The sequence below is a fragment of the Pseudoalteromonas sp. SWYJZ12 genome (assembly GCF_015864395.1).
In the GTDB taxonomy this organism is placed as follows: Bacteria; Pseudomonadota; Gammaproteobacteria; order Enterobacterales; family Alteromonadaceae; genus Pseudoalteromonas; species Pseudoalteromonas arctica.
This window is the reverse complement of the sequence record NZ_JADYXH010000015.1, coordinates 1-21773: the sequence shown is the minus strand read 5'-3', so window position 1 is coordinate 21773 and position 21773 is coordinate 1. Positions and strand designations below refer to the sequence as shown.

Here is a 21773-nt window from a genome sequence, read left to right as displayed (position 1 = left end):
AGTTAGCTAGAACGAGAATAGTTAAGTAATTTTTTTAGATCTTTTAATAACCCTTTTTGTACTAAACGGTTTTCTTGTGGCTCGACCTTAAAGGGATATTCAAGTACCACTAACCCCATATGATCAATTAAATACAAACTTGCAGGATTTAAACTCTGTTGCTCGGTAATAATTTTCCATGGTAGGTTTTTATTGTCGGGACTTCCCATTACAGCCATATCAACCTTGCCTTGGTTTTTACCAAGTGCCACATATAAATTATTAAGTGCATTGAGTTGTTCGCTGCATGGGGTGTTACATTCGTTTGAATAATTAAGTGCAATAGTCCATTGCTTGGGATTATTTTGCGGCCAATTTTTAAGTTTTATTTCTTGGCTTAAAAACTCGCCATTATTAGTAATTGCAGTAGGCAACCAATCAAACTTTAATGCGCCATATGCCAAAATTAATGGGATAGCGCAGCAGCCCACAAACAACACAAGGGGATTATTTTTCATTAAGTGTCCTTTTTTTGCTCGCAAAAATAGCCACAACAGCACATGCAACAGCAATTAAAAACCATTGCACAGCGTAGGCATTATGCTTTTGAGGGCTCATAACAACTGCCTCATAATGAGGTGTTGCAATCTCATCACCAGTACCTTGTCTGTAAGCCATAAAATTAATTAATGATTGCTGGCTTTGAGTGCTCAGCATATTCAAGTCGATAGATTGGATTCTTGTAGGTAAGTCGTTATTTGTAGTTTTATCTTCAAGCGTAAAGCTACTTAGGTTATTTTCTTTTATTTGCGCTTTAAGAATAAAAACACCTGTAGGCAGAGTAACCTTTGGCAGTGTATCTCTAGATATAGGCGCTTTTACCCATCCTAAATTAACTAAAATCACTTTTTCTTCGCTGGCTGGCTTTAGTAAAGCAAGTAGGTCGTACCCTACTTGTCCGTTATAAACTTGATTATCTAAAAGCCAATATTGGTTTTGTACAAACCGCCCTTTTAACTCAACCAATACACCTGTTTTGTTCCAGCTATCAGGCAGGTTAAGTAATTGAGACCAGCTCACCACACCCCGATTCTGTTGCTTAGCAATAGCGGTTAGTTGCTGCTGTTTTTGCTCACCCCGCTCCAACTGCCAAAATCCTAGTCGCACACACACAAGTACAACAACCACAACCATACAAAGTGTGATTAGTGAACTAAGCTTTTGTTTGTGCCATAAAACTAACTGCATAAAGGGTCAACTCAGTGATTATTAAAATTATTATCGTACTGTTGTTAATATTTATACTTTTTAACTTATTTAGAGCATTGTTTATTATGGTGTCAGGGAAAACTGAGGGACGACCTATGTCTCACTTTTTAGGTCGTCGCGTATTGTTTTCGGTCGTTGTTTTAGTTGTTGTTATTGCAGCGCTTAAACTTGGTTTTATTAAAGCAAATAATTCGCCAATAAACGCTACAGCACATATACAAATACAAACAAACACAGCCACACCACATCTACAAAGTGCCAATACCAAGCAGCTGCTTGAAAAGCAAAATGCTTATCTTTAGTAAAGTGCCCTTTTAATATCCGTAAAAATATTACAAATAAAAGTACGGTTCCTAACGTTACATGCATGCCATGAAAACCAGTCAATAAAAAGAACGTATTACCGTAAATACCCGCATCTAGCGTTAGGTTAAGGTCATTATATGCATGCATGTACTCCTCAACTTGCAGCCCTAAAAAGCAAACACCCAACAAAATAGTAGCGCCTAAAAAAACTTTAAGTGGAGTGCGTTTATTGTTTTCCATCGCTACATGGGCAAAATGTAAAGTAACTGAGGAAGTAAGCAGTATTAAGGTATTTATAAGCGGTAAGCCTTGCCAGCCCATAGCTTGAGTAGTTTCGCCAGCAGGTGTTGAAACTAGCGGCCAAACGGCTTCAAAAGTTGGCCATAAAACCTCGTTAGTCATTGCATTATTGCCTGCGCCTCCAAGCCAAGGTACCGACAATACCCGTGCATAAAAAAGCGCACCAAAAAAGGCCATAAAAAACATAACTTCAGAAAAAATAAACCAGCTCATACCTTGTCTAAAAGAGCGATCCATTTGTGCTGAGTACAAACCTTGGTCTGACTCACTAATTACATTTTTAAACCAGCTAAACAACATATACACAAGTACAGCAATACCGGCATAAAGCAGATAAACCCCGCTACCACCTTCTTTACCTACACTCATAACTGTTAAGCCTGCCCCTACTGCAATAAAAAACAATGCAACAGCACCTACAATAGGCCACGGGCTTTGTTCTGGTACGTAATAATGCTCATATTCTTGATTCATTTTATTTACTCCTAGTTTCACACTAGTTTAAAAAGCTAGTTATTACTTGCCACCAGCTGTTCACTAATATCAAATACGGTATAAGATAAAGTTAATTCTTCAATGTCGCTTGGCAGTGCGGTATCAACATAAAAAAGCAATTTAAATTCAAGTTCTTCCCCTGCTTTTAGAGGTTGCTGATCAAAGCAAAAACAGGCTATTTTATGTAAATACTTTGCCGCTTTACCTGGTGAGACTGATGGTACAGCCTGCATTACTTTATCTAGGTTGCTGTTATTTTTTGCACTAAACATTACTTCACGCATTGCACCGGGTTTTACCACTACACTGTATTCTTTTGATTTAACTTCAAACGGTGCACCACTTTGTGCGTGAGTAGTAAAGCTAACGCCGACTTCTCGGTTTTGTACTATTTGTGTACTTTGCTCTGCCTGCTCAAGCGAAGGTTTTCCATTAAGCCCTGTTACATCACAAAACACGTCATACAAAGGTACTAAAGCAAAGGCAAAGGCAAACATGCCTATGCAAATAAGTACCAAACGTTTGAGTAGCGGTGCGTGTGTCATTACTTAATTACCGGCGGCGTAGAAAAAGTATGATATGGCGCTGGAGAGTCAACTTCCCACTCAAGCCCTTCTGCCCCTTCCCATACTTTTGCAGGCACTTTATCACCGCCACGCGCGCATTTAATTACCACAGCTACAAACAACAATTGCGATAAACCAAAGGCAAATCCACCAATACTTATGATTGCGTTAAAGTCGGCAAATTGAAGTGCATAATCGGGAATTCGACGCGGCATACCGGCAAGCCCTACAAAATGCATAGGAAAAAACAATACGTTCACACTCACCAGCGATAGCCAAAAATGCCATTTAGCTAGCGTGATATTAAACATATTGCCCGTCCACTTGGGCAGCCAGTAATAGGCCCCCGCCATTATCGAAAATACAGCCCCTGTTACTAATACATAATGAAAATGCGCCACTACAAAATAAGTATCGTGGTACTGAAAGTCAGCAGGTGTAATTGCCAGCATCAACCCCGAAAAGCCACCTAAGGTAAACAGCACAATAAACGCAATACTAAAAAGCATTGGCACTTCAAAAGTTATTGAGCCTTTCCACATTGTGGCAACCCAATTAAATACTTTTACTCCTGTAGGTACCGATATAAGCATGGTCGCGTACATAAAAAACAACTCGCCAGCGACCGGCATCCCAGTGGTAAACATATGATGAGCCCATACAATAAAGCTCAATAGTGCTATGGAGGATGTGGCGTATACCATTGAGGCATAGCCAAAAAGTTTTTTACGAGAAAAGGTAGGTACTATTGTAGATATAATGCCAAAGGCAGGAAGAATCATTATGTATACTTCGGGATGGCCAAAAAACCAAAAAATGTGTTGGAACATCACCGGGTCGCCACCGCCTGCGGCATCAAAAAAGCTGGTCGCAAAATACTTATCGGTAAGTACCATAGTGACAGCCCCTGCAAGCACTGGCATTACCGCTATTAATAAAAAGGCAGTAATTAACCACGTCCATACAAATAAGGGCAACTTCATCCATGTCATGCCTGGGGCACGTAAGTTCACTATGGTTACAATCACATTGATTGCGCCCATTATTGAACTAATCCCCATAATATGTACGGCAAATACAAACAATGCAGTATTATCATTACTGTATGTTGTAGACAGTGGTGCATAAAAAGTCCAACCAAATGCAGGACCCCCACCTGGCATAAATAACGATGCCAATAGGATTAAAAACGCAAACGGTAAAATCCAAAAGCTCCAGTTATTCATTCTTGGCAATGCCATATCTGGCGCGCCAATCATGAGTGGTATCATCCAGTTAGCAAGGCCTGTAAAGGCCGGCATAACCGCACCAAACACCATAATTAAACCATGCACTGTGGTCATTTGATTAAAAAAGTGAGGATCGACCAACTGTAAACCTGGTTGAAATAATTCAGCTCTGATCACCATGGCCATTCCACCACCAATTAAGAACATGGTCAGCGAAAAAATTAAATATAAACTACCTATATCTTTATGATTAGTTGTGTAAAGCCAGCGTTTAAAACCTTTAGCTGGGTGATGAGCATGATGAGCTTCATTGGCGTTAGGTTGTTCTACTATGCTACTCATTAGTTCGCCTCCACTTTGGCATCAAGTGCTGCCTGTATTTGACTCGGTTGAATAACATCACCCGTATCATTACCCCACGCATTACGTTTATAAGTAATAACCGCTGCTAATTGCTTTATAGATAACTGTTTGGCAAATGCTTGCATTGCCGTACCGGGTCGCCCATGGATAACTACATCAATGTGATCTTTTATATCGCCAAGCACTATAGGGCTGCCTTTAAGTGCAGGAAATACACCCGGTAACCCCATGCCAGTAGGCTGATGACATGCAGCACAATTGGCCATATATACTTGTTCGCCTAAAGTCATTAATTCTTCTTTTGGGAGGGTTTTATCAAGTAATGCGGCATCTGCTAATGCTGCTTTTTGTTTAGCTTGCTTTGCATCTGCAAGCCACGTTTTAAAATCAGCCTCAGATTTAGCGACCACCACAACGGGCATAAAGCCATGATCTTTACCACACAACTCAGCACATTGGCCTCGGTAAGTACCTTCTTCGTTTATGTTCGTCCATGTTTCGTTTATAAAGCCGGGATTCGCATCTTTTTTAACTGCAAAATCAGGTACCCACCAAGAGTGAATAACATCGTCAGAAGTCATTAAAAATCGTACTTTTTGATTTATTGGCAGTACGAGAGGTTTATCAACCTCAAGTAAGTAGTTAGGATTTTTATCTGCAAGATTCGCGATTTCATCTTGCGGGGTAGATAAAATAGAGTAGAACTCTACATCTTCACCCATATATTCATAATGCCATTTCCATTGCGAGCCTGTAATTTTAATAGTGAGATCAGCTTTGCTGGCATCTTCCATTGCAATTAGGGTTTTAGTGGCTGGTACTGCCATAGCAATTAAAATAACAAACGGGATTGCAGTCCAAAGTATTTCTACTTTAGTGCTTTCGTGAAATTGGGCAGGTACAGCCCCTTTAGATTTGCGGTGATGAATAAGTGCCCAAAACATAATTGCGAACACTATCACCCCAATCACACAACATATTATAAATATGGTCATGTGCAGCTGATATACATTATTGCTTATATCGGTTACGCCTTTGCGCATATTGTATTGGCTGTTTGCCAAAACTGGGTGCGAAAAAACACATAATATAAGCCACAAGGTAGAGGTCAGTTTACCCATGTGACGGCTCCTTTGATGCTATTGCGAATGCAAAGCGAAGAGGCATACGGCTTAAACGCCAATTCGTTATTTTTATTTTTTTAGTCAATCTCATTTAATATTGATTGGTTTTGCTGCGCCAACAACGGGTTTGTGTATATTGTGTGTTCTCAAAACTAAAAAGCTGTGAGTTATTATTAGCTCAGCACATTAATAATTAGCTAAAAAATGAACAACAAGCAAGTTTTAGTATAAAAAACAATCAGGTGATATTGAGTAATTAATAAAAAATCAGTAACCAACTAGGTAACAGGAAGTTCAAAAGATGAGTAAAACAAAGGGGTTTAACGCATTCGGAGGGGGAAAATATAAGTGTAAAAAAGTTTACAGCTTAAATTGTCAGTGAGCTATTTATGCCCTATTTTTAGTGCGAATTTAAAACAGAAAATGCGTACTAATTAGTACGCATTTATAAAACTGCTTGTTTAAAAGCTATTTTTAAAGTCACATCCAATCAGCGTTTCTTATAACGCCAACGGCTAAGCCTTCAATATTAAAAGACTCATTCTCAAGATCTACTTCAATAGATTCAAAATCGTCGTTTTCAGCATGAAGTAATACTTTACGACCCGCTTTCTCAAGACGTTTTACAGTTACGTCTTCGTCTAGGCGGGCAACAACAATTTGCCCGTTTTCAGCGGTTTGAGTACGATGTACAGCAAGTAAATCACCATCCATAATACCAATATCTTTCATGCTCATACCGTTAACGCGTAGTAAAAAATCTGCAGCCGGTTTAAACATTAATGGATCGATTCTGCAGTGACTTTCAACGTGCTCTTGCGCCAAAATAGGTGAACCAGCAGCAACACGCCCTATAAGCGGTAAACCTAATTGTTCTGGCTCTTCTTCTTCAATTAACTGAATACCACGGCTTGCACCTGGTTTCATTTTAATTGCGCCTTTTTTAGCAAGTGCTTTTAAATGTTCTTCAGCAGCATTGGCACTTTTAAAACCTAATGTTTGCGCTATTTCAGCACGTGTAGGAGGCATACCAGTGTCTTTAATAAAAACTTTAATTAGTTCGAGTATTTGAGCTTGGCGGTTCGTTAATGGTCGCATACAACTGGTTTTCCATACAGTACATTTAACTGTGAGTATATACAGTTAAATAAAAATCGCAAATTTAAATTAAGCCTTAAAATAGCCAAAGTAATTTCACTTGTGTACATTTTAGGGATATAACTAAAGCTAGGTTTATAAATGATTAAAAAAGCAAAGGAGTCATTATGAGTATTTGGTACCAGCCCATCACTTTAGAGCTGTGCAAGCAGTTAGAACAAGGCATTGATGGCCAAGGAACATTAATGAAAACCATGGGAATAGAAGTCACTGAAATTGGTGATGATTACTTAGTAGCCACTATGCCGGCAATTCCTGAGCATCATAACCCAATGGGAATGGTTCACGGCGGTGCTAACGTTGTACTTGCCGAAACAGTTGCCAGCTATGCAGCTAACTTTGTTGTCGATTTTACAAAATTTTACTGCGTGGGGCAGGAAATTAGCGCAAGTCATTTAAAAGCATCTCGCAACGGCACTTTAACAGCAACGGCAAGAGCGTTTCATATTGGCAAACGTAGTTCAGTGTGGGAAATAAAAATTACAAATAGCCGCAATGAGCTGTGCTGCGTATCAAAAATGACCGCAGCAGTCGTAGAGCGAAGGTAGTTACTTTTCGATTGGGTAAATTGTAATTTCCATACCCGCACCAATCGCAGATATACGTAGTAATGTATCTGCATCTAAGGCTTGATTAAAGCACTTAGGGGAAGTGCCTGATTCAAAACCAATATCAAACGTTCTACGTGAACAGCTTAACCATTGCTTTAGCGCGTTACGCGAACACGATTCAATAAGCTCACATATATGGTTTATTGCTTTGTCAGGCGTGTTTACTACACCTGTTGCTTCAATACGCGCTAATTGACGGTATTCGTCTTTGTCATAATGTAAAATCGTCGCGACTTTTTTCAAGTCTGCCACTAGCAAACTAATATCTTGCTTTGATTCAAGCTCAAGATCTACATTTAAAAATTGAATTTCCGACATCGTTTCGTATTTATCCTCTAATAATTTCATTGCAAACTTTAACGCAGTTTTACCGTTATACCAAATCAACTATGCTCTATTAACCACTTTATATGGATATTTCGCAGCTTTTAAGTATTTTTTAGCGTTTAAAGCTAGCTGGATATCAAACACTCAGCTCAATTAAACAAATAAGTCATGTTAGCAATTTAAGTGTAATCTTTTTTATTTTTAAATGATTACAGTAAGCTATAGTTTAAACTGCGACAAAATGTCGCAGTAACTAATCCCATTAATGTAATAAACTAGCCTCTAAAAATAATAAGACTAAAACATGAATAAAAAAATATTTAAGTATGCTCGCAAGTTACATAAATGGCTCGGTTATTTGCTCACATTACAAATTTTAGCTTGGCTATTAGGCGGTTTAGTCATGAGCGCTATTCCTCTTGATAAAGTTCATGGGGAGCATCTTGCAACACGTACTCTTAATAACCCATTTACGCAGGCTGATTATGTTGCCTCCCTTAACGATATTGCATCTCAGGTGGTTAATCCAACACAAATAATTTTTGAGAACTTTTTAACCACACCTATAATTACAGTAATAAATAAAGATGAACAGCAAAGCTTTAACGGTATAACAGGCCGGCCTTTTGAGCCGCCAACTAAAATACAAATTACCGCAAATGCTAAAGCACACTTACTTATTGATGCTCAAGTGACAAGCGCTGTACTGCTAAAGCAAGGTATGCGAGAAGTTGGATATAAAACCAATGTTTGGCAGGTACAATTTGACGACACATTTAACACAACACTGTACTTGTCAGAAAATAACGGCAGAGTTGTCACCGTTCGCAGCACACTATGGCGAATTTTCGACTTTTTTTGGATGTTACATATTATGGATTACGATGAGCGAGAGGATTTTAATAATCCGCTGCTTATTAGTTTTGCAGCAACCAGCGTACTTTTTTGCCTAAGTGGAATATTACTACTTATGCAAAACATACGACTAAAACGATTTATCCGAATTAAAAGTAAGAATAAATCAAAGTAGTCATATTGGTTTTTAAGAACTAGCGCACTCTCACCAAAGAGTAAATAAGCCCTAGGAAGTACCCAAGGGCAGATTTTATTCCAAGTGTTTAAATCGACTCAAATGTCGCTTTAACATTTCGTTTTCGAAAATCAACTCATCACGCTCATCCAGCAATTGTAAAACTAAAGCTATTGCCGACCAATCTAACGAAAAGTCATGTTGAATACGGGCCGCTTTTTTAACTAAGGTCACTGCAGATACCGTAAATTGCCACTGCGTAACATGCTTCCCCTCAATTGGAACCGCAATATTGTGCTCAACTAGCTCATATAAAATTGCTTCGCTAATATCACTACTCAAACATAGCTCTTTGCTAGTAAGTAAATCATCTTTTTGTGTCACGATAATTTGCATTATGGCTTGCTCCAGTTATTACGGGGATCAAAGTGAGCTTTTTCGGCTAATTCTTCCCAAAGTTTTTTACTGGTATCATCAACAGATGTTGGATTAACAATTTTAAGCACAGCAAATAAATCACCTTTGGCTTTTTTACTCATTAATCCCTTGCCTTTAATACGCAAGCGTTGGCCAGACTGACTATTAGATGGAATAGTTAATTGGATTTTGCCTGCCAACGTAGGTAAATTTATTTTTGTACCAAGAGCCGCTTCCCATGGTGCAAGAGGGACGATTATATTTAGGTTATGACCTTCAACATCAAATAATGGGTGGGGCACTAAACTAATTTGTAAGTACAAATCGCCATTTTGCCCGTTCGCTGACCCTAATCCGCCTTGCCCTTTTAGTCGAATTCGTTCGCCATTTACTGAACCTGCGGGAATTTTCACTTTAAGTGATTTTTTAATTTCAGAGACACGACCACTACTATCTCGCTGCGGTAACATAAACTCAACAGGCTTAACGGTATCAACTAAAGTCTCTTCAAGAAAAATCGGGAACTCTATTTCCACATCTTGTCCTTTTTGCGCGCGAGCGGCGTTACTTCGGCCCTGCCCGGAACGATTGAATCCACCGGCGCCGCCAAACATTGAATTAACAAAATCAGAAAACTCTTGATCGGTTTGAGGATCGCTTTGCTGATAATTACTTTGTGATGAGGCATTGTTACCACCATAATTACCTTGCTGTTGACGAGCACGATTTTGTTGATGACGGCGTAACTCGTCGTATTTAGTGCGTTCTTCTTTGTTATGAATGACTTCGTAAGCTTCTGCTATTTCTTTAAACTTATCTTCTGCTTGAGGCTCTTTGCTTACATCTGGGTGATATTTTCTGGCTAACTTTTTATAAGCTACTTTAACTGCTTTATCGTCTGCGTCAGGCGATATTCCAAGCACTGCATAATAATCAACAAATTTCATTTGCAATCCAAATCCCCATATTGAGTAAGCTTTAAGCATACTCCTTAACGTATAATCTTGTGTGATTAAAATACGATAAATCGTAAGAAATAAATGAATAGTGAAAATAACTTTGAATAAAAAATTAATCGGACACTTTTTAGTAATATAAGTGCAGGCCTTAAGTTAACTTTATCTTTTATCTTCAAGGCTTTAAACTGCCTGTTCCTGTAGTTCACATTTGTGATGGATATGACTCGATTTATTCTGGCCTTACTGGCTTGTTGTGTGTGTTTTTCGGTATCTGCCGAACAATTTACCCGTTTTTCAACGGCTAAAAGACATTTAATTAAAACCCTCCCTGACAACGCCAAAAGTATTTACTGCGGTTGTGATATTAAAAAAGAAGGCAAAAAACTCATTCCTGATCCTTCTAACTGTGGTTACATTCCTCGAAATACACTTACCCGCTCAGGCAAAGTAAATGTGCGAGCACTACGCATTGAGTGGGAACATATTGTTCCGGCGTGGGAATTTGGTCATCAGCTACAATGTTGGCAAGATGGCGGACGTAAAAACTGCCGTAAAGTAAGTGCTAAATTTAGAAAAATGGAAGCTGATATAAATAACTTAGCGCCAGCTATTGGCGAAATTAATGCCGATCGCTCTAATTATCGTTTTGGCATGCTTAGCGAAAACGCCACACAGTATGGTCGCTGCGAAGTAAAAGTAAACTTTAAGCAACGTGTAGTTGAACCGCCTGTCTATGCACGTAAACGTATAGCCGACACTTACGCTTACATGCAGAAAACATACGGTTTAAAAATCTCTGATAAACAGCAAAAGTTATTTAATGCGTGGAAAAAGCAAGCATTTGCAGATACAAGTAGTGCGAGCAAGCTCTAAGCTTTAACACTCATTTACATAAATCAAAGTTATAAATGTTGAATAAACGAGCGAGTGTTGTAATATTTTAAACAACTTATTTACAGAAAGTCCTTAACTATGTTTAAAAATAATAAAACCTCGCTTGCCATTTTTGCAGCACTTTCGGGCTTTGCTTTAACGGGTTGTGGCGGCGGAGGCGGTATCGACTCAGCTCCTGTAGTTACCACACCTATAGTTACAAAAACCTCAAGTAACCCCCCTACATGGACTGCGGGGGTATTTGAACCCTCTAACGATTTAAAAAACTTTTGCGAAACCCTTCGTACGGGTAACGATCCTTTTAATAACAACAACCCCTACCCAGATCAAGCGGGTTCTGCCCTTTATGAAAAAATTTGGCTTCGCTCTTGGAGCGACGAAACCTACCTTTGGTATGATGAGATTGCCGATAACGACCCTGAAAGCTTTACAACAGTAGCCGATTACTTCGCTCAATTAAAAACAGAGCAGCTTACCGACTCAGGTGCAAAAAAAGATAACTTTCATTTTTCAGAACCTACTGAAGATTACTTTCAAGAAGCGCAATCGGGCGTTACTTCTGGTTACGGTATAAATTGGGCGTTTATTGGCGATACAGCCGATCGTATTTTACGCGTTGCTTATCTTGAAGATGATTCGCCTGCAAGCCAAATAGGCTTTCAACGTGGTGATACCGTACTTTCAGTTGACGGTGTTAGCATTAATACCAATACAGAGTCGGGTGTAGATACGCTTAACGAAGGTTTATTTAGTCCTACTAACGGCGACTCACATACTATTGTTGTACGCAGTAACGATGGCGCCGAAAAAACATTTAATGTAACCGCTGGTAATATTGAACAAACACCTGTTCAAAATGTTAAAACGATTACAACCGCAAATGGTTCAAGCGTGGGTTACATGCAATTTAATAGCCATATAAGCATTGCCCAAGAAGGGCTTATTGATGCGGTAAATAAGTTTAAAACCGATGGTATTGATGAGCTTGTAATCGACTTTAGATATAACGGTGGTGGTTTATTAGCACTGTCGGCACAATTAGCTTATATGGTTGCCGGTAATGCCAACGTTAACAACCGCTTTTATTATCAAACTCAACAAAACGATAAACAACCCGTTGATTCGCCCTTCCCATTTATTGATGAAGAAATAGATTACTCTACTTTTTTTAGCACAGGTGAAAACCTACCTGATTTAAACCTATCGAAGGTTTATGTATTAAGCACATCAGGCACCTGTTCGGCATCAGAAGCTTTTATTAATGGTTTAAAAGGTATAGACGCAGAAGTTATTTTAATTGGCGACACAACCTGCGGTAAGCCCTATGGCTTCACCCCAACTCATAACTGCGCAACAACCTATTACACTATTCAGTTTAGTGGCGTAAATAGCAAAGGATTTGGCGAATACGCTGCGGGTTTTACACCAACCCCTACTCCACAATTTGATGCTGATGTTCAAGGTTGTGAAATTGAGGACGACTTTGATCATCAGTTAGGCGACAGTGACGAGGCCGTTTTAGCCACCGCATTATTTCATGTTGAAAATGGCAGTTGTCCAGTTAGAACGGCTGCTGCAAAAGCAGAACCAGCTAATTTTTCAAGCTCTCGTGAATCTCTCATTCCTTTAAATATGCCGGTACAATTTACCCAGCGTAATATGGACTTAACTTGGCCAACGCTGGGTGAGGAAAGGTAATGGCTAAATTATTACTCCCATTAGCCACCTTGCTCGCTTTAGGCGGATGCCAAAGTGTAGATAGTGAGCCTGCTAAACCCGCTATATTAACGAGCGTTAATCCCAGCGTTATTACAACACTACAACAGGCAATTCAACATGCTAAGGGAGGCACATTAGTAACACTTGCCGATTCGGTATTTACTAAACGTAGCGAACTGCTAATTGATCATGCAATGAGTAAAGGGTCTGATGGCAGAGTAATTATGGGCGCGCATAATATAAAATCTGAGAAGTTTATTTTGCAACTACGTAATAACCAATGCGAGCTTTACTATCCTAAAAAAGAGCTTACTACAGTACTTGAAGGTGTTACCTGTAAAGAGTTATAAGGCACTTTATTAATGTTTATAAATTAATAAAAAAGGCGCGCAGCATATCGCTGCGCGCCTTTTTCTATTTTAAAGCGTTATTACAAGTCTTGATGCGGACCAAACACTTCATAATGAATCTGCTCGTTTTTAACACCTAACTCAAGTAACTGGTTTTTTATAAATGCCATAAAACCGGCAGGACCACATAAGTAAAAGTCACCATTACTCAATGGTAGCTGTGCTTGTACTGCGTTTAGGTTCATTAACCCAGTAAAGTCAGCGCCCTCTGTCGCTTGGTTAAACCACGTCATTGTTTGTAAGCGGTTATAAACTGCATTTAACTCATTTAAATATTTTGAAAACGAATGCTGCTGAGTATTTTCGCAGGCATGTAAATACATAATCTCTTGATTAGAGTTGTCACTTAATAACGTTTCAAGCATAGCCAACATTGGCGTTTGCCCAACACCTGCTGAAATGAGTACCGCTGGGTTTGTGTTATTGCGTAAAAAGAAGTCTCCTGCCGGCGGGTATAACTCAACAATAGTGCCTTGCTCTAATGAGTGTAAATAATTAGACACCATGCCAGGCTTTGGCTGTAGCTCTTTTTTAACACTAATACGGTAGTTTTTAGCGTTACTTTTTTGCGAAATAGAATACTGGCGAATTTCTTCATATTCAGCGCCCTCTGGCTTAACTTTAATACCTAAATACTGCCCTGGTTTATGTGTAATAACAGCTTCGCCATCAACTGGCGTAAGTGTAAAGCTCGTTACTAGTTCTGATTCAGCCTGTTTGTTGGTTATTTCAAATTGGCGAGTTCCCGCCCAACCACCGTGTTTATTTTTACTGTGCTCATACAAAGCAGCTTCTTCGGTTATACAAATATCAGCAAGTACGCCGTAAGCTTCGCGCCAAGCGTATTCAACATCGGGAGTAAATTGCTCAGGAAGAAGCTCTTTAAGCGTACCAATTAAGTGTGCACCTACAATAGGGTAATGCTCAGGTAAAATATTCAAGCTTGTATGCTTATGATTAATACGTGTTAGCGCTTCTTTTAATACGGCTAAATTATCAATATTTTGTGCATACGCAGCCAATGCATTAAAAAGTGCAAATTGCTGACGACCTGTATCTTGATTCGCCATATTAAAAATATTTTTAAGCTCAGGATTATGGCTAAATAAACGCTTATAAAAATGATCGGTAACAACCGTACCCGCCTGCGCTAATAACGGAACTGTGCTTTTTACAATCTCAATGGTTTTATCAGATAACATATGTGTTTCCTATGGATGAACTAACCACGACGCCCATCAACACGACGCCGCGTTAATATAGGTGTGCAGTGAATTAAAAATAATGAAAAAGCCACTAACCACAGCAAAGCACTTATTTGCCAAGCAAGGTGAGGCCCAATAATAAAAGGGAGTAATGAACGAGTAATAGCGGCCACAAGCAAAAACGCAAAAGCAACAGCCATGTAATGAGGAATAGCGAGTGTACGCCCTGTATGACCATGTGATACACGCGTCATCATTGCTAAAATCATCATACCTATTGTGCCAATAGTGATTAAGTGCAGCGCATCTTTAAATTGTATTGCACTGCTATAAAAGCTAAATGCAACCATCATTAACCCTACGCCTAACGCTAAGTAGGAAAAATGTAAAGACCATAACAACGGCACTCTCAATACCTTGCTATCCCACCAAAAACCAGCCCTGACCAGGTGAAGCGCAGCAACAGTTGCAACAACTAACGCAGGATTAATCGTGTTCAAAAACAACTTGTTGATGAAAAATAAAGTGATAGCCAAAATAGATAAATACATCACCGCTTTATCTATTTTAGGAGTGCGAACTTGTGCGGTTAAACCTAGACCTTTAGCGGTAAAAAATGGTAGAACGCGACCCGCAACAATGCCAACTAGTAAAGTAATTACCAGTACTGCGGTATCAACCACACCAAGTGCAAGCTGCATGTTTTGTTTTAAAACAAGTATTAAATACAATACATTGAGCCCACAAAGCACAGCTAAAATAGCTAAAAACGGATAGTTACTTTTGCTATTGGCTTTTAATAACATATTAGCCAGTACTGCTATGGCGCCTAGCCACCAAATAACTTGTAATGTAAGTGCAGCATATAAATTAAAATGAGCAATATCAGGCAATATCACAAAAAAGGCTAAGCGCGCTGCAAGCCATATAAACGTAAGCCACATAAGAACTTTGCCACTTATGCTCGGTACGCCTGTCCATGTTTGTGCAGCGGTAAGTAAAAAGCCAACAGCTACAACTCCTGCAAAGCCAAACAGCATTTCGTGCGCGTGCCATAATGTTGCAGGTATCGATAAGTGCCAACTTGCATAGCCTGTTAAAATAAGTAGCCAATACCCCACCGACAAAAATGCCAATAAGCCACCGCCTAAAAAGAAAGGTCTAAAAGCGAGCATCCATAATGGCCATTGAGATACTTGATGAATAGCAACGCGTGCTGGCATTGGCTCAGTTAAGTTTATAGGGCGCATTATCGTACCTCCTGTCCTAAACCATGTTGTGCAACACAGCGCAGTACGTAACTTACTTTTAAAATAGCAGCAATAACAATAGTCCCAATATGAGCTGATACTTGCACCGCCATGGAAAAGTACTCAGCAAACGGGTAGCTAATTAAAATACTTGCCGTAATACACACTAAACTCACAGCTAATGCAGTATTGGCAGCAAATAATACTGTTTCGTATAGTGAACTAAACTGTGTTTGATTATTTAAATTATTCAGCATTAGTGTGTTCATGGCGATCTCTGTAACTAACTACGTTACTTAGCTATTACACATACTGTGCCAACAAATTTAATTAATTAAATTCAATAAGTTAAATTAAACCACTTTACAGTATGAGTCTTTATGACCTACTATAAATTAACTCATAAGAACACAAACAGGTCATTTTGACATGAACCAGCAATTCAACCTTACACAAGTTGCTCTAGAGCTTGCTCAAAGTACACTACACGAGCATAGCTTTGATCAATTACTAGCAACGGTTGAGCGGGTTATCCCTAGTGATGCAAGTGCGTTATTAGTGCTTCAGGGCGAGCAATTAAAACCACTGGCAATTAAAGGGTTAATGTCCGACAGCCTTGGCAGACGATTTAAAATAGTAGAACACCCTCGCCTAGAAGCTATTTGCAAAAGCACACTCGCGCTGCAATTTGCGCACGACTGCCCACTACCCGATCCATACGACGGATTGCTATTAGCTAAAACCGGCGACATACCGGTACATGCATGTTTAGGCTTACCTCTTTATGATAAAAACGCGCTACTTGGCGTACTTACGTTTGATAGCCTTAACGCCAATGCATTTAACAGCATAAGCGCTGATACACTCAATACCTTACAAACGCTGTGTAGTGCGCATTTTAAAACAGCTTTAGAGCTTGCCCATTACAAACAGCATGCACAGCACTCAAGTGCATTAGTGCAAGAACTAAATCGTGAAGCGTTAACACGGGACGGCGGTGAAATTATTGGTCAAAGTCCGCTAATGCAAACACTTAAAAACGAAATTAAACTCGTTGCAGCATCTAACTTTAGTGTGCTTATATTAGGTGAAACAGGAGTAGGGAAAGAGCTTGTAGCGCGTAATATTCACTTAAATTCAGCTCGAAAAGATCAACCGCTTATTCACTTAAATTGTGCATCACTTCCTGAAAACCTCGCCGAAAGTGAATTTTTTGGTCATGCGAAAGGGGCTTTTACAGGCGCACAAAACTCGCGCCAAGGTAAATTTCAATTAGCTGATGGCGGCACGTTATTTTTAGATGAAATAGGCGAACTGCCCCTGGCCATGCAAAGTAAACTATTACGAGTGCTACAAAGTGGCGAAATACAAACGGTAGGAGAAGACACGCCAAAGTACGTAGATGTACGCGTCGTTGCTGCAACCAACAGAAACTTAAAAGAAGAAGTAGCTCAAGGTCGCTTTAGAGCCGATTTATACCATCGCCTCAGTGTCTACCCTATTACTGTGCCACCACTTAGTAAACGCGAGCACGACATAACACTCTTAGCTGGTTATTTTATTGAGCAAACAGCCCGTAAATTAGGGATAAAACAATTAAAACTAAGCCCTGAAGCACAAGTACTGCTTAATCAGTACAACTGGCCAGGTAACGTTCGCGAGCTTGAACATGTCATTAGCCGCAGCGCCCTAAAAGCAAAACAAAGCCAATGGCAAAATCCAATAATAACCATTACAAGCGAGCACTGTGATTTAACCCCGAGTGCGCCGCAAAACTCTCTAGTAGCAAGCCAAATTACAACCAACAGCTTAATCAACCAACCTTTAAAGCAAGCTGTAGAATCGTTGCAATACAACGTAATAACCGAGCAATTAAAGAAGCATAACTACAACTGGTCAGCAGCAGCAAGAGTACTTGAATTAGATAGAGCTAACTTAGTACGCTTGGCTAAACGCCTAGGGATAGAAATAAAAAAAACGCTATAATTATTTAAAACACAGCTAAAATGCTGCTAAAACTATTGATTAGCAGCTAACTTACTAAAATGTATTTTTAACAACCCTGCAAAAGCTTGTACTTTAGCAGTGCGATGCACTAAGTGATGCGTGACTAACCATACATCGGTAGGCCAGCTTAACTCACTGTGTAATATAGGCACTAAATCAGAATATTGCGCCGCTACGTCATGCTGTAATCCGCCAATGCCTAGCCCTTTAATTATTGCACGAGTCGCTTCTGCGGTTTCAGATACTCGCAGCTTAATTTGCGATGCAGGAATATGTTCATCAGCCCATGCAAAATAAGGCACGCGAGCATTAAAACCCGCCACACCCGATACAAAATTATGTTGTTGTAAATCACTTAATAATTTAGGCATGCCGTACTTATTAATGTAACGTTTATTAGCGTATAAACCCGATGATAACTGCGCTAAATGCTGAGCAATATAATCGCCTTCATCAGGCCTTGGGCCTGCACGAACTGCAATATGTGCTTGTCCGTGATCGAGCCTTAACCTTTTTTGTTCTAAAATAACTTCTAACTGCACTTGCGGATGTAATGCCTGAAATTGCTCACATACATCACCAAGTACATCCATAAAGCCACTTACCGTCGTTAGCAATAAACTCCCTCTAAGGGTGCTATCAGCTGCTGCTATATCGTTATGTAACTGCTCTAAGGAGCCATGGATAGTCTGCGCCGTTGCAAATAACTTGGTGCCAATTTCAGTAACCTTGTAACCACGGGCATGGCGATGAAAAAGGCGTGCATTTAAGTTTTTTTCAAGATTATTAATTCGCCTAAGTACTGTGCTGTGGTGCACATTAAGCTCTTCTGCTGCCGCCGTTAACGTGCCTAATCGTGCTACTTCAAACGCTACTTTAACGTCTTGCCAATCTTCAAATTTTATCGCCATGCTGCTTACCTTATACTTATGTGCATTTACGCACACAAGTGTTGCGTTTATTGGGGTTTTCTACAAGCAAAATTTTGCTACATTAGCGTTGTAAGTTTAAACACTAAAAGGTCAATAGCATGTCAGCACCAAAAATTATCGCCCTAGCAGGAAGTCTTCGACAAGAAAGCTTTAATCAAAAAATTATTAATGAGGCAGCACGTTTTGCTCTACAAACAGGTGCTGAAGTAGAAGTAATAAAACTAAACGAATTAAACATCCCACTATTTAACGAAGATATTGAAGCGCAAGGTACACCAAGCGATGTACAGCTTTTAAAAGACAAACTACGTGCAGCTGACGGTATTTTACTAGCAAGCCCAGAGTACAACGGATCTATAACTGCAGCACTTAAAAATGCGATTGATTGGGCATCGCGCACGGAACAAGGTGCTGTTCCTGCTTTTCGCAATAAAGTAGTGGCGCTGTTTTCAGCATCACCAGGTGGACTTGGTGGGTTACGCGGTTTAAATCATGTACGTGATATATTAAGTGGTATTGGATCGTTAGTGCTTGCCGATCAACTTGCAGTACCCGCTGTACACACATTGTTTGATGAAAATGGGCAAATTAATGAACCTGTTACTGCAGAGCGAGTATCGGCGCTTGCTCATCAGTTAGTAAGCGTTGCAAGTAAGTTAAGGTAACTTGCACGCCTAAATAACTAATTACTTTGTCGCCGCGAGTTTTGCGGCGATAAAATCGGTATGCGTTACATATAAAAGCCCTGCTACTTTACGTATTACGTAGTCTTCTTGGGGATCTATTTCTCCATCGGCATACGCTAAGCGCCATAATAACTCTATTATTTCAATTCGCTGCGCCGCGCTGCAATGCTCATTAATCTGTTTTGAAAACTGAAAGTAATCTATCGAATCATCTAAGCTGCTTGCCGCGTTATTAGTAAGCTCATTAACCTCAATATCTGTTAAATTAAAATACTTTTTTAAGGTTACAGTCAGGGTTCGTTGCTCATCATGTTCAAGCTTGGTATCTGCACGCATAACTTCAATTAATAATGCAGCAACAGCTGTTTTTAAATCGTGCTCTTGCATACTTGGCTGCGGTTCATCGAATACAGCAAAAAGTTGTTTTATTTGTTTGAACATCACACTTTCCCTTTTTGGGTGTTAGACTAATACGTAAAGAAATCGACCTTATTACTCTTATTAATGGGTATAAAGTTCGCAAATTAAAGGATACATTTTATGAAAGGAATAAACGCACCACGCTTATTTATAGGCGCTACACTGGTGGCCCTTTCGAGTGGAAATACTGCACTTGCTGAAAAAGCCGAAACAGAGAAGCTCTACGACTTTGACAACAAAGTGCATTACTACCAGACAAAAATTGGCGAAGACAACTATAAAATAGAAATCCAGTCAGACGATTACAAACACTTTACCAATCAAAGTGTATTTTTATTACGCCATGCTGACCGTCTATGCCGCGGCAATACCTTTATGTTGAAAATACTTGAAGGCGTGCAAGAGTACGAGCGCTTTCCAACAAAACCACGTGCTTACCAACCAGATTTAAGTGTTTTACTACAATGCGAAACTAAAGAAGATACAAACAAGGGTAAGTAACCTTAGTCTTTATAACCCCAAGGTGCTGATGGTGGAGTAATCGGTTTAGTTAAATCAAAATCCACCTTAAACTCACGTCCTTGGCGAATTAATCGATAAGTAAATACTTCTGGGTAAATATACATTTGCCATGTATTACCTACAGACTGTGCAATGCCTTCTTTCACGAATAACTCTTTAGAGTATTGGTCTGCTGGAAACGACTGCATTTGCGCGAACCCTGCATCAAGCGTATGGCCACCATACATAGTTGATGCGTCGTCTATTCCATCTTTATGACGATGATCGTGCTTTAAACTCAAGCCACTACCCGTTTTAGTTATGATCCACGTACGTGATGCATCGTCTCCTACATGAAACGGCACTTGTAACTCAGTCTCGCTACATTTACGTACATGCATAACCAGCTTTTTATCTGTAAATGAGCTTGGCCCTTTCGCGTTATCTACCGCTACTTCACCTTCAAAAGCTTTACCGCAATGCGCTGCAATACTATTAAAAAAGGCATCATGAGTAGGAATAGACACTAGCGGTGCAGGGCGTGCAAAAGCTGTCGATGAAGCAACTATTAAAGTTGCTGCAGTTAATAATTTCATATGTTTCTCGTTATAGTTATTTTAAAACACCTGTAATAGTACAGTTTTCTTAAGTACTTTATTAGAAGTATCTATATAAAATTTAGAACAAGACAACTAGGTAAAACTACTAAATAGCGATTAACGACTAAATATCTCAGCCTTCATTAACAATCCTACTTTTATAAATATTAATTACACACCTCAACTAGCCACTGGCCAATTACTTAATCACCATTGGTGATGCCTGCTTAATTGGCCCGAAAGTTCAGCTTTTAGCTGTGTTACATGCTACTAATCCAGCAAAAAGGCTTAGTAAGAAAACTTTGCAGCGCCTATCGCGTTAGCCAATAACGCATGGGTTGGCACAGGTGTAATTATTTTAGCGGGTGTGAGTATTGGTGAAAACAGTATTGTGGGTGCGGGTGCTGTCGTTACTAAAAATGTAATGCCTAATACCGCAGTAGCGGGTAACCCAGCTCGTGAAATAAGAACACTGTAGTTATTCTCGATGTGATTTTAACGTTGGGAGTCGCTACGCTCGCATCAGCGAGCACTTTAACTCGTTAAATTAAGTGAATTATTCACTAAGAGACACTCCGCTATAGAGGAATCCCTGAATCACTTTTTTGCAGACGTAAAAAAGCCCGAATCGTTAGATTCGGGCTTTCTACAATTTGAAGTCGGTGCGCTACGCAGTAGGATGTCGTAGTGCCCACAGCGGTGGAGAGTCACGTAGCAAATGCTACTTTATTGGCCGACTGGGGTATTGAGGGTTTTTGGTGTGATTCTAGCGTCGGGAGTCGCTATGCTCGGCCGCCCTACGTGATGTGTGTTGATGTGAGTGTGTATTAATTGCGCGCATTTACTTTTCTGCAGACGTAAAAAAGCCCGAATCGTTAGATTCGGGCTTTCTACAATTTGAAGCCTGGTAATGTCCTACTTTCACATAGCAAATGCTACACTATCATCGGCGCTGTTTCGTTTCACTACTGAGTTCGGCATGGAATCAGGTGGGTCCAAAACGCTATTGTCACCAAG

The 21773-nt window shown here is 39.7% G+C and carries 25 protein-coding genes, 1 rRNA gene and 1 pseudogene; 10 read left to right on the top strand and 17 right to left on the bottom strand.

Annotated features, from left to right (window positions below; genetic code table 11):
* Positions 1-2: 2 nt before the first annotated feature.
* Together I6F42_RS14765 and I6F42_RS14760 are read right to left on the bottom strand one after the other, a co-directional pair.
* Positions 3-497, bottom strand: coding sequence for a hypothetical protein (locus I6F42_RS14765; protein WP_007584950.1), 495 nt, complete (start codon positions 495-497; stop codon positions 3-5).
* Positions 487-1227 carry an SURF1 family protein gene (locus I6F42_RS14760; RefSeq protein ID WP_197113245.1) on the bottom strand — a complete coding sequence of 247 codons (741 nt, stop codon included), beginning with the start codon at positions 1225-1227 and terminating at the stop codon, positions 487-489. Before I6F42_RS14760 ends, I6F42_RS14765 begins: the two co-directional genes overlap by 11 nt.
* Positions 1228-1241: 14 nt before the next feature.
* Here I6F42_RS14760 and I6F42_RS14755 point away from each other — a divergent pair, with 14 nt between their 5' ends.
* A complete protein-coding gene (locus tag I6F42_RS14755; protein ID WP_197152635.1) occupies positions 1242-1550 on the top strand; it encodes a DUF2909 family protein in 309 nt (102 codons plus the stop codon).
* On the opposite strand, the gene I6F42_RS14750 is transcribed toward I6F42_RS14755, so the two are convergent.
* The 5 genes from I6F42_RS14750 to lexA all read right to left on the bottom strand — a co-directional run bounded on the left by I6F42_RS14750 (position 1453) and on the right by lexA (position 6729).
* Positions 1453-2328 carry a cytochrome c oxidase subunit 3 gene (locus I6F42_RS14750; RefSeq protein ID WP_002959610.1) on the bottom strand — a complete coding sequence of 292 codons (876 nt, stop codon included), beginning with the start codon at positions 2326-2328 and terminating at the stop codon, positions 1453-1455. The two genes, I6F42_RS14755 and I6F42_RS14750, sit on opposite strands and share 98 nt — an antisense overlap.
* 35 nt (positions 2329-2363) lie before the next feature.
* A complete protein-coding gene (locus I6F42_RS14745) occupies positions 2364-2894 on the bottom strand; it encodes a cytochrome c oxidase assembly protein (protein WP_002959612.1) in 531 nt (176 codons plus the stop codon).
* Positions 2894-4486, bottom strand: a complete 1593-nt coding sequence (gene ctaD / locus I6F42_RS14740) for a cytochrome c oxidase subunit I (RefSeq protein ID WP_007584944.1) — start codon at positions 4484-4486, stop codon at positions 2894-2896. The genes I6F42_RS14745 and ctaD overlap by 1 nt, the downstream gene beginning before the upstream one ends.
* Positions 4486-5628 carry a cytochrome c oxidase subunit II gene (gene coxB, locus I6F42_RS14735; RefSeq protein WP_024594300.1) on the bottom strand — a complete coding sequence of 381 codons (1143 nt, stop codon included), beginning with the start codon at positions 5626-5628 and terminating at the stop codon, positions 4486-4488. The genes ctaD and coxB overlap by 1 nt, the downstream gene beginning before the upstream one ends.
* Positions 5629-6111: 483 nt before the next feature.
* A complete protein-coding gene (gene lexA / locus I6F42_RS14730) occupies positions 6112-6729 on the bottom strand; it encodes a transcriptional repressor LexA (RefSeq protein ID WP_197152633.1) in 618 nt (205 codons plus the stop codon).
* 167 nt (positions 6730-6896) lie between these two features.
* Here lexA and I6F42_RS14725 point away from each other — a divergent pair, with 167 nt between their 5' ends.
* Complete coding sequence (locus tag I6F42_RS14725) at positions 6897-7337, top strand: PaaI family thioesterase (protein ID WP_007584940.1); 441 nt, start codon at positions 6897-6899, stop codon at positions 7335-7337.
* On the opposite strand, the gene I6F42_RS14720 is transcribed toward I6F42_RS14725, so the two are convergent.
* The gene (locus tag I6F42_RS14720) at positions 7338-7718 is read right to left on the bottom strand and encodes a hypothetical protein (RefSeq protein WP_008138697.1); all 381 of its coding nucleotides are present in this window, start codon (positions 7716-7718) and stop codon (positions 7338-7340) included. It lies immediately after the preceding gene.
* Positions 7719-8031: 313 nt separating this feature from the next.
* Here I6F42_RS14720 and I6F42_RS14715 point away from each other — a divergent pair, with 313 nt between their 5' ends.
* The gene (locus I6F42_RS14715; RefSeq protein ID WP_024591693.1) at positions 8032-8757 is read left to right on the top strand and encodes a membrane protein; all 726 of its coding nucleotides are present in this window, start codon (positions 8032-8034) and stop codon (positions 8755-8757) included.
* Positions 8758-8832: 75 nt separating this feature from the next.
* Here the strand turns inward: I6F42_RS14715 and I6F42_RS14710 are convergent, their stop codons facing one another.
* The gene (locus tag I6F42_RS14710) at positions 8833-9153 is read right to left on the bottom strand and encodes a chaperone modulator CbpM (protein WP_007584937.1); all 321 of its coding nucleotides are present in this window, start codon (positions 9151-9153) and stop codon (positions 8833-8835) included.
* Positions 9153-10121: a DnaJ C-terminal domain-containing protein gene (locus tag I6F42_RS14705; protein WP_197152631.1), complete on the bottom strand. Its 969-nt coding sequence runs from the start codon at positions 10119-10121 to the stop codon at positions 9153-9155. The genes I6F42_RS14710 and I6F42_RS14705 overlap by 1 nt, the downstream gene beginning before the upstream one ends.
* A gap of 231 nt (positions 10122-10352) precedes the next feature.
* On the opposite strand from I6F42_RS14705, the gene I6F42_RS14700 reads away from it, so the two are divergent.
* From I6F42_RS14700 to I6F42_RS14690, 3 genes are all read left to right on the top strand, one after another.
* The gene (locus I6F42_RS14700; protein ID WP_029751433.1) at positions 10353-11006 is read left to right on the top strand and encodes an endonuclease; all 654 of its coding nucleotides are present in this window, start codon (positions 10353-10355) and stop codon (positions 11004-11006) included.
* Positions 11007-11105: 99 nt separating this feature from the next.
* A complete protein-coding gene (locus I6F42_RS14695; protein ID WP_197152629.1) occupies positions 11106-12725 on the top strand; it encodes a S41 family peptidase in 1620 nt (539 codons plus the stop codon).
* On the top strand, positions 12725-13096 hold the full coding sequence (locus I6F42_RS14690) for a hypothetical protein (RefSeq protein WP_197152627.1): 372 nt from the start codon (positions 12725-12727) through the stop codon (positions 13094-13096). Before I6F42_RS14695 ends, I6F42_RS14690 begins: the two co-directional genes overlap by 1 nt.
* Before the next feature lie 80 nt (positions 13097-13176).
* Here the strand turns inward: I6F42_RS14690 and hmpA are convergent, their stop codons facing one another.
* The 3 genes from hmpA to I6F42_RS14675 are packed head-to-tail and all read right to left on the bottom strand — an operon-like array spanning position 13177 to position 15880.
* On the bottom strand, positions 13177-14358 hold the full coding sequence (hmpA, locus tag I6F42_RS14685) for an NO-inducible flavohemoprotein (protein WP_197152626.1): 1182 nt from the start codon (positions 14356-14358) through the stop codon (positions 13177-13179).
* 20 nt (positions 14359-14378) lie between these two features.
* A complete protein-coding gene (locus tag I6F42_RS14680; protein ID WP_197152625.1) occupies positions 14379-15611 on the bottom strand; it encodes an NnrS family protein in 1233 nt (410 codons plus the stop codon).
* Positions 15611-15880 (bottom strand): hypothetical protein, encoded by a 270-nt coding sequence (locus I6F42_RS14675; protein ID WP_007584928.1) that lies wholly within the window; start codon positions 15878-15880, stop codon positions 15611-15613. Before I6F42_RS14675 ends, I6F42_RS14680 begins: the two co-directional genes overlap by 1 nt.
* Before the next feature lie 160 nt (positions 15881-16040).
* On the opposite strand from I6F42_RS14675, the gene norR reads away from it, so the two are divergent.
* Positions 16041-17597 (top strand): nitric oxide reductase transcriptional regulator NorR, encoded by a 1557-nt coding sequence (gene norR / locus I6F42_RS14670; RefSeq protein WP_197152624.1) that lies wholly within the window; start codon positions 16041-16043, stop codon positions 17595-17597.
* A 32-nt stretch (positions 17598-17629) separates the two neighbouring features.
* Here norR and I6F42_RS14665 read toward each other — a convergent pair whose 3' ends face one another.
* The gene (locus I6F42_RS14665; RefSeq protein ID WP_197152623.1) at positions 17630-18529 is read right to left on the bottom strand and encodes a LysR family transcriptional regulator; all 900 of its coding nucleotides are present in this window, start codon (positions 18527-18529) and stop codon (positions 17630-17632) included.
* Positions 18530-18648: 119 nt separating this feature from the next.
* On the opposite strand from I6F42_RS14665, the gene I6F42_RS14660 reads away from it, so the two are divergent.
* Positions 18649-19215 (top strand): NADPH-dependent FMN reductase, encoded by a 567-nt coding sequence (locus tag I6F42_RS14660; RefSeq protein ID WP_007584922.1) that lies wholly within the window; start codon positions 18649-18651, stop codon positions 19213-19215.
* A gap of 21 nt (positions 19216-19236) precedes the next feature.
* Here I6F42_RS14660 and I6F42_RS14655 read toward each other — a convergent pair whose 3' ends face one another.
* A complete protein-coding gene (locus I6F42_RS14655; RefSeq protein ID WP_169045274.1) occupies positions 19237-19677 on the bottom strand; it encodes a TerB family tellurite resistance protein in 441 nt (146 codons plus the stop codon).
* 99 nt (positions 19678-19776) lie between these two features.
* Here I6F42_RS14655 and I6F42_RS14650 point away from each other — a divergent pair, with 99 nt between their 5' ends.
* A complete protein-coding gene (locus I6F42_RS14650) occupies positions 19777-20157 on the top strand; it encodes a hypothetical protein (RefSeq protein WP_197152622.1) in 381 nt (126 codons plus the stop codon).
* 2 nt (positions 20158-20159) lie between these two features.
* Here the strand turns inward: I6F42_RS14650 and I6F42_RS14645 are convergent, their stop codons facing one another.
* Positions 20160-20753: a hypothetical protein gene (locus I6F42_RS14645; RefSeq protein ID WP_007584915.1), complete on the bottom strand. Its 594-nt coding sequence runs from the start codon at positions 20751-20753 to the stop codon at positions 20160-20162.
* A 145-nt stretch (positions 20754-20898) separates the two neighbouring features.
* On the opposite strand from I6F42_RS14645, the pseudogene I6F42_RS14640 reads away from it, so the two are divergent.
* Positions 20899-21234, top strand: a pseudogene (locus tag I6F42_RS14640) (DapH/DapD/GlmU-related protein); the annotation flags it as partial.
* 424 nt (positions 21235-21658) lie between these two features.
* Here I6F42_RS14640 and rrf read toward each other — a convergent pair.
* A 5S ribosomal RNA gene (gene rrf, locus I6F42_RS14635) occupies positions 21659-21773 on the bottom strand.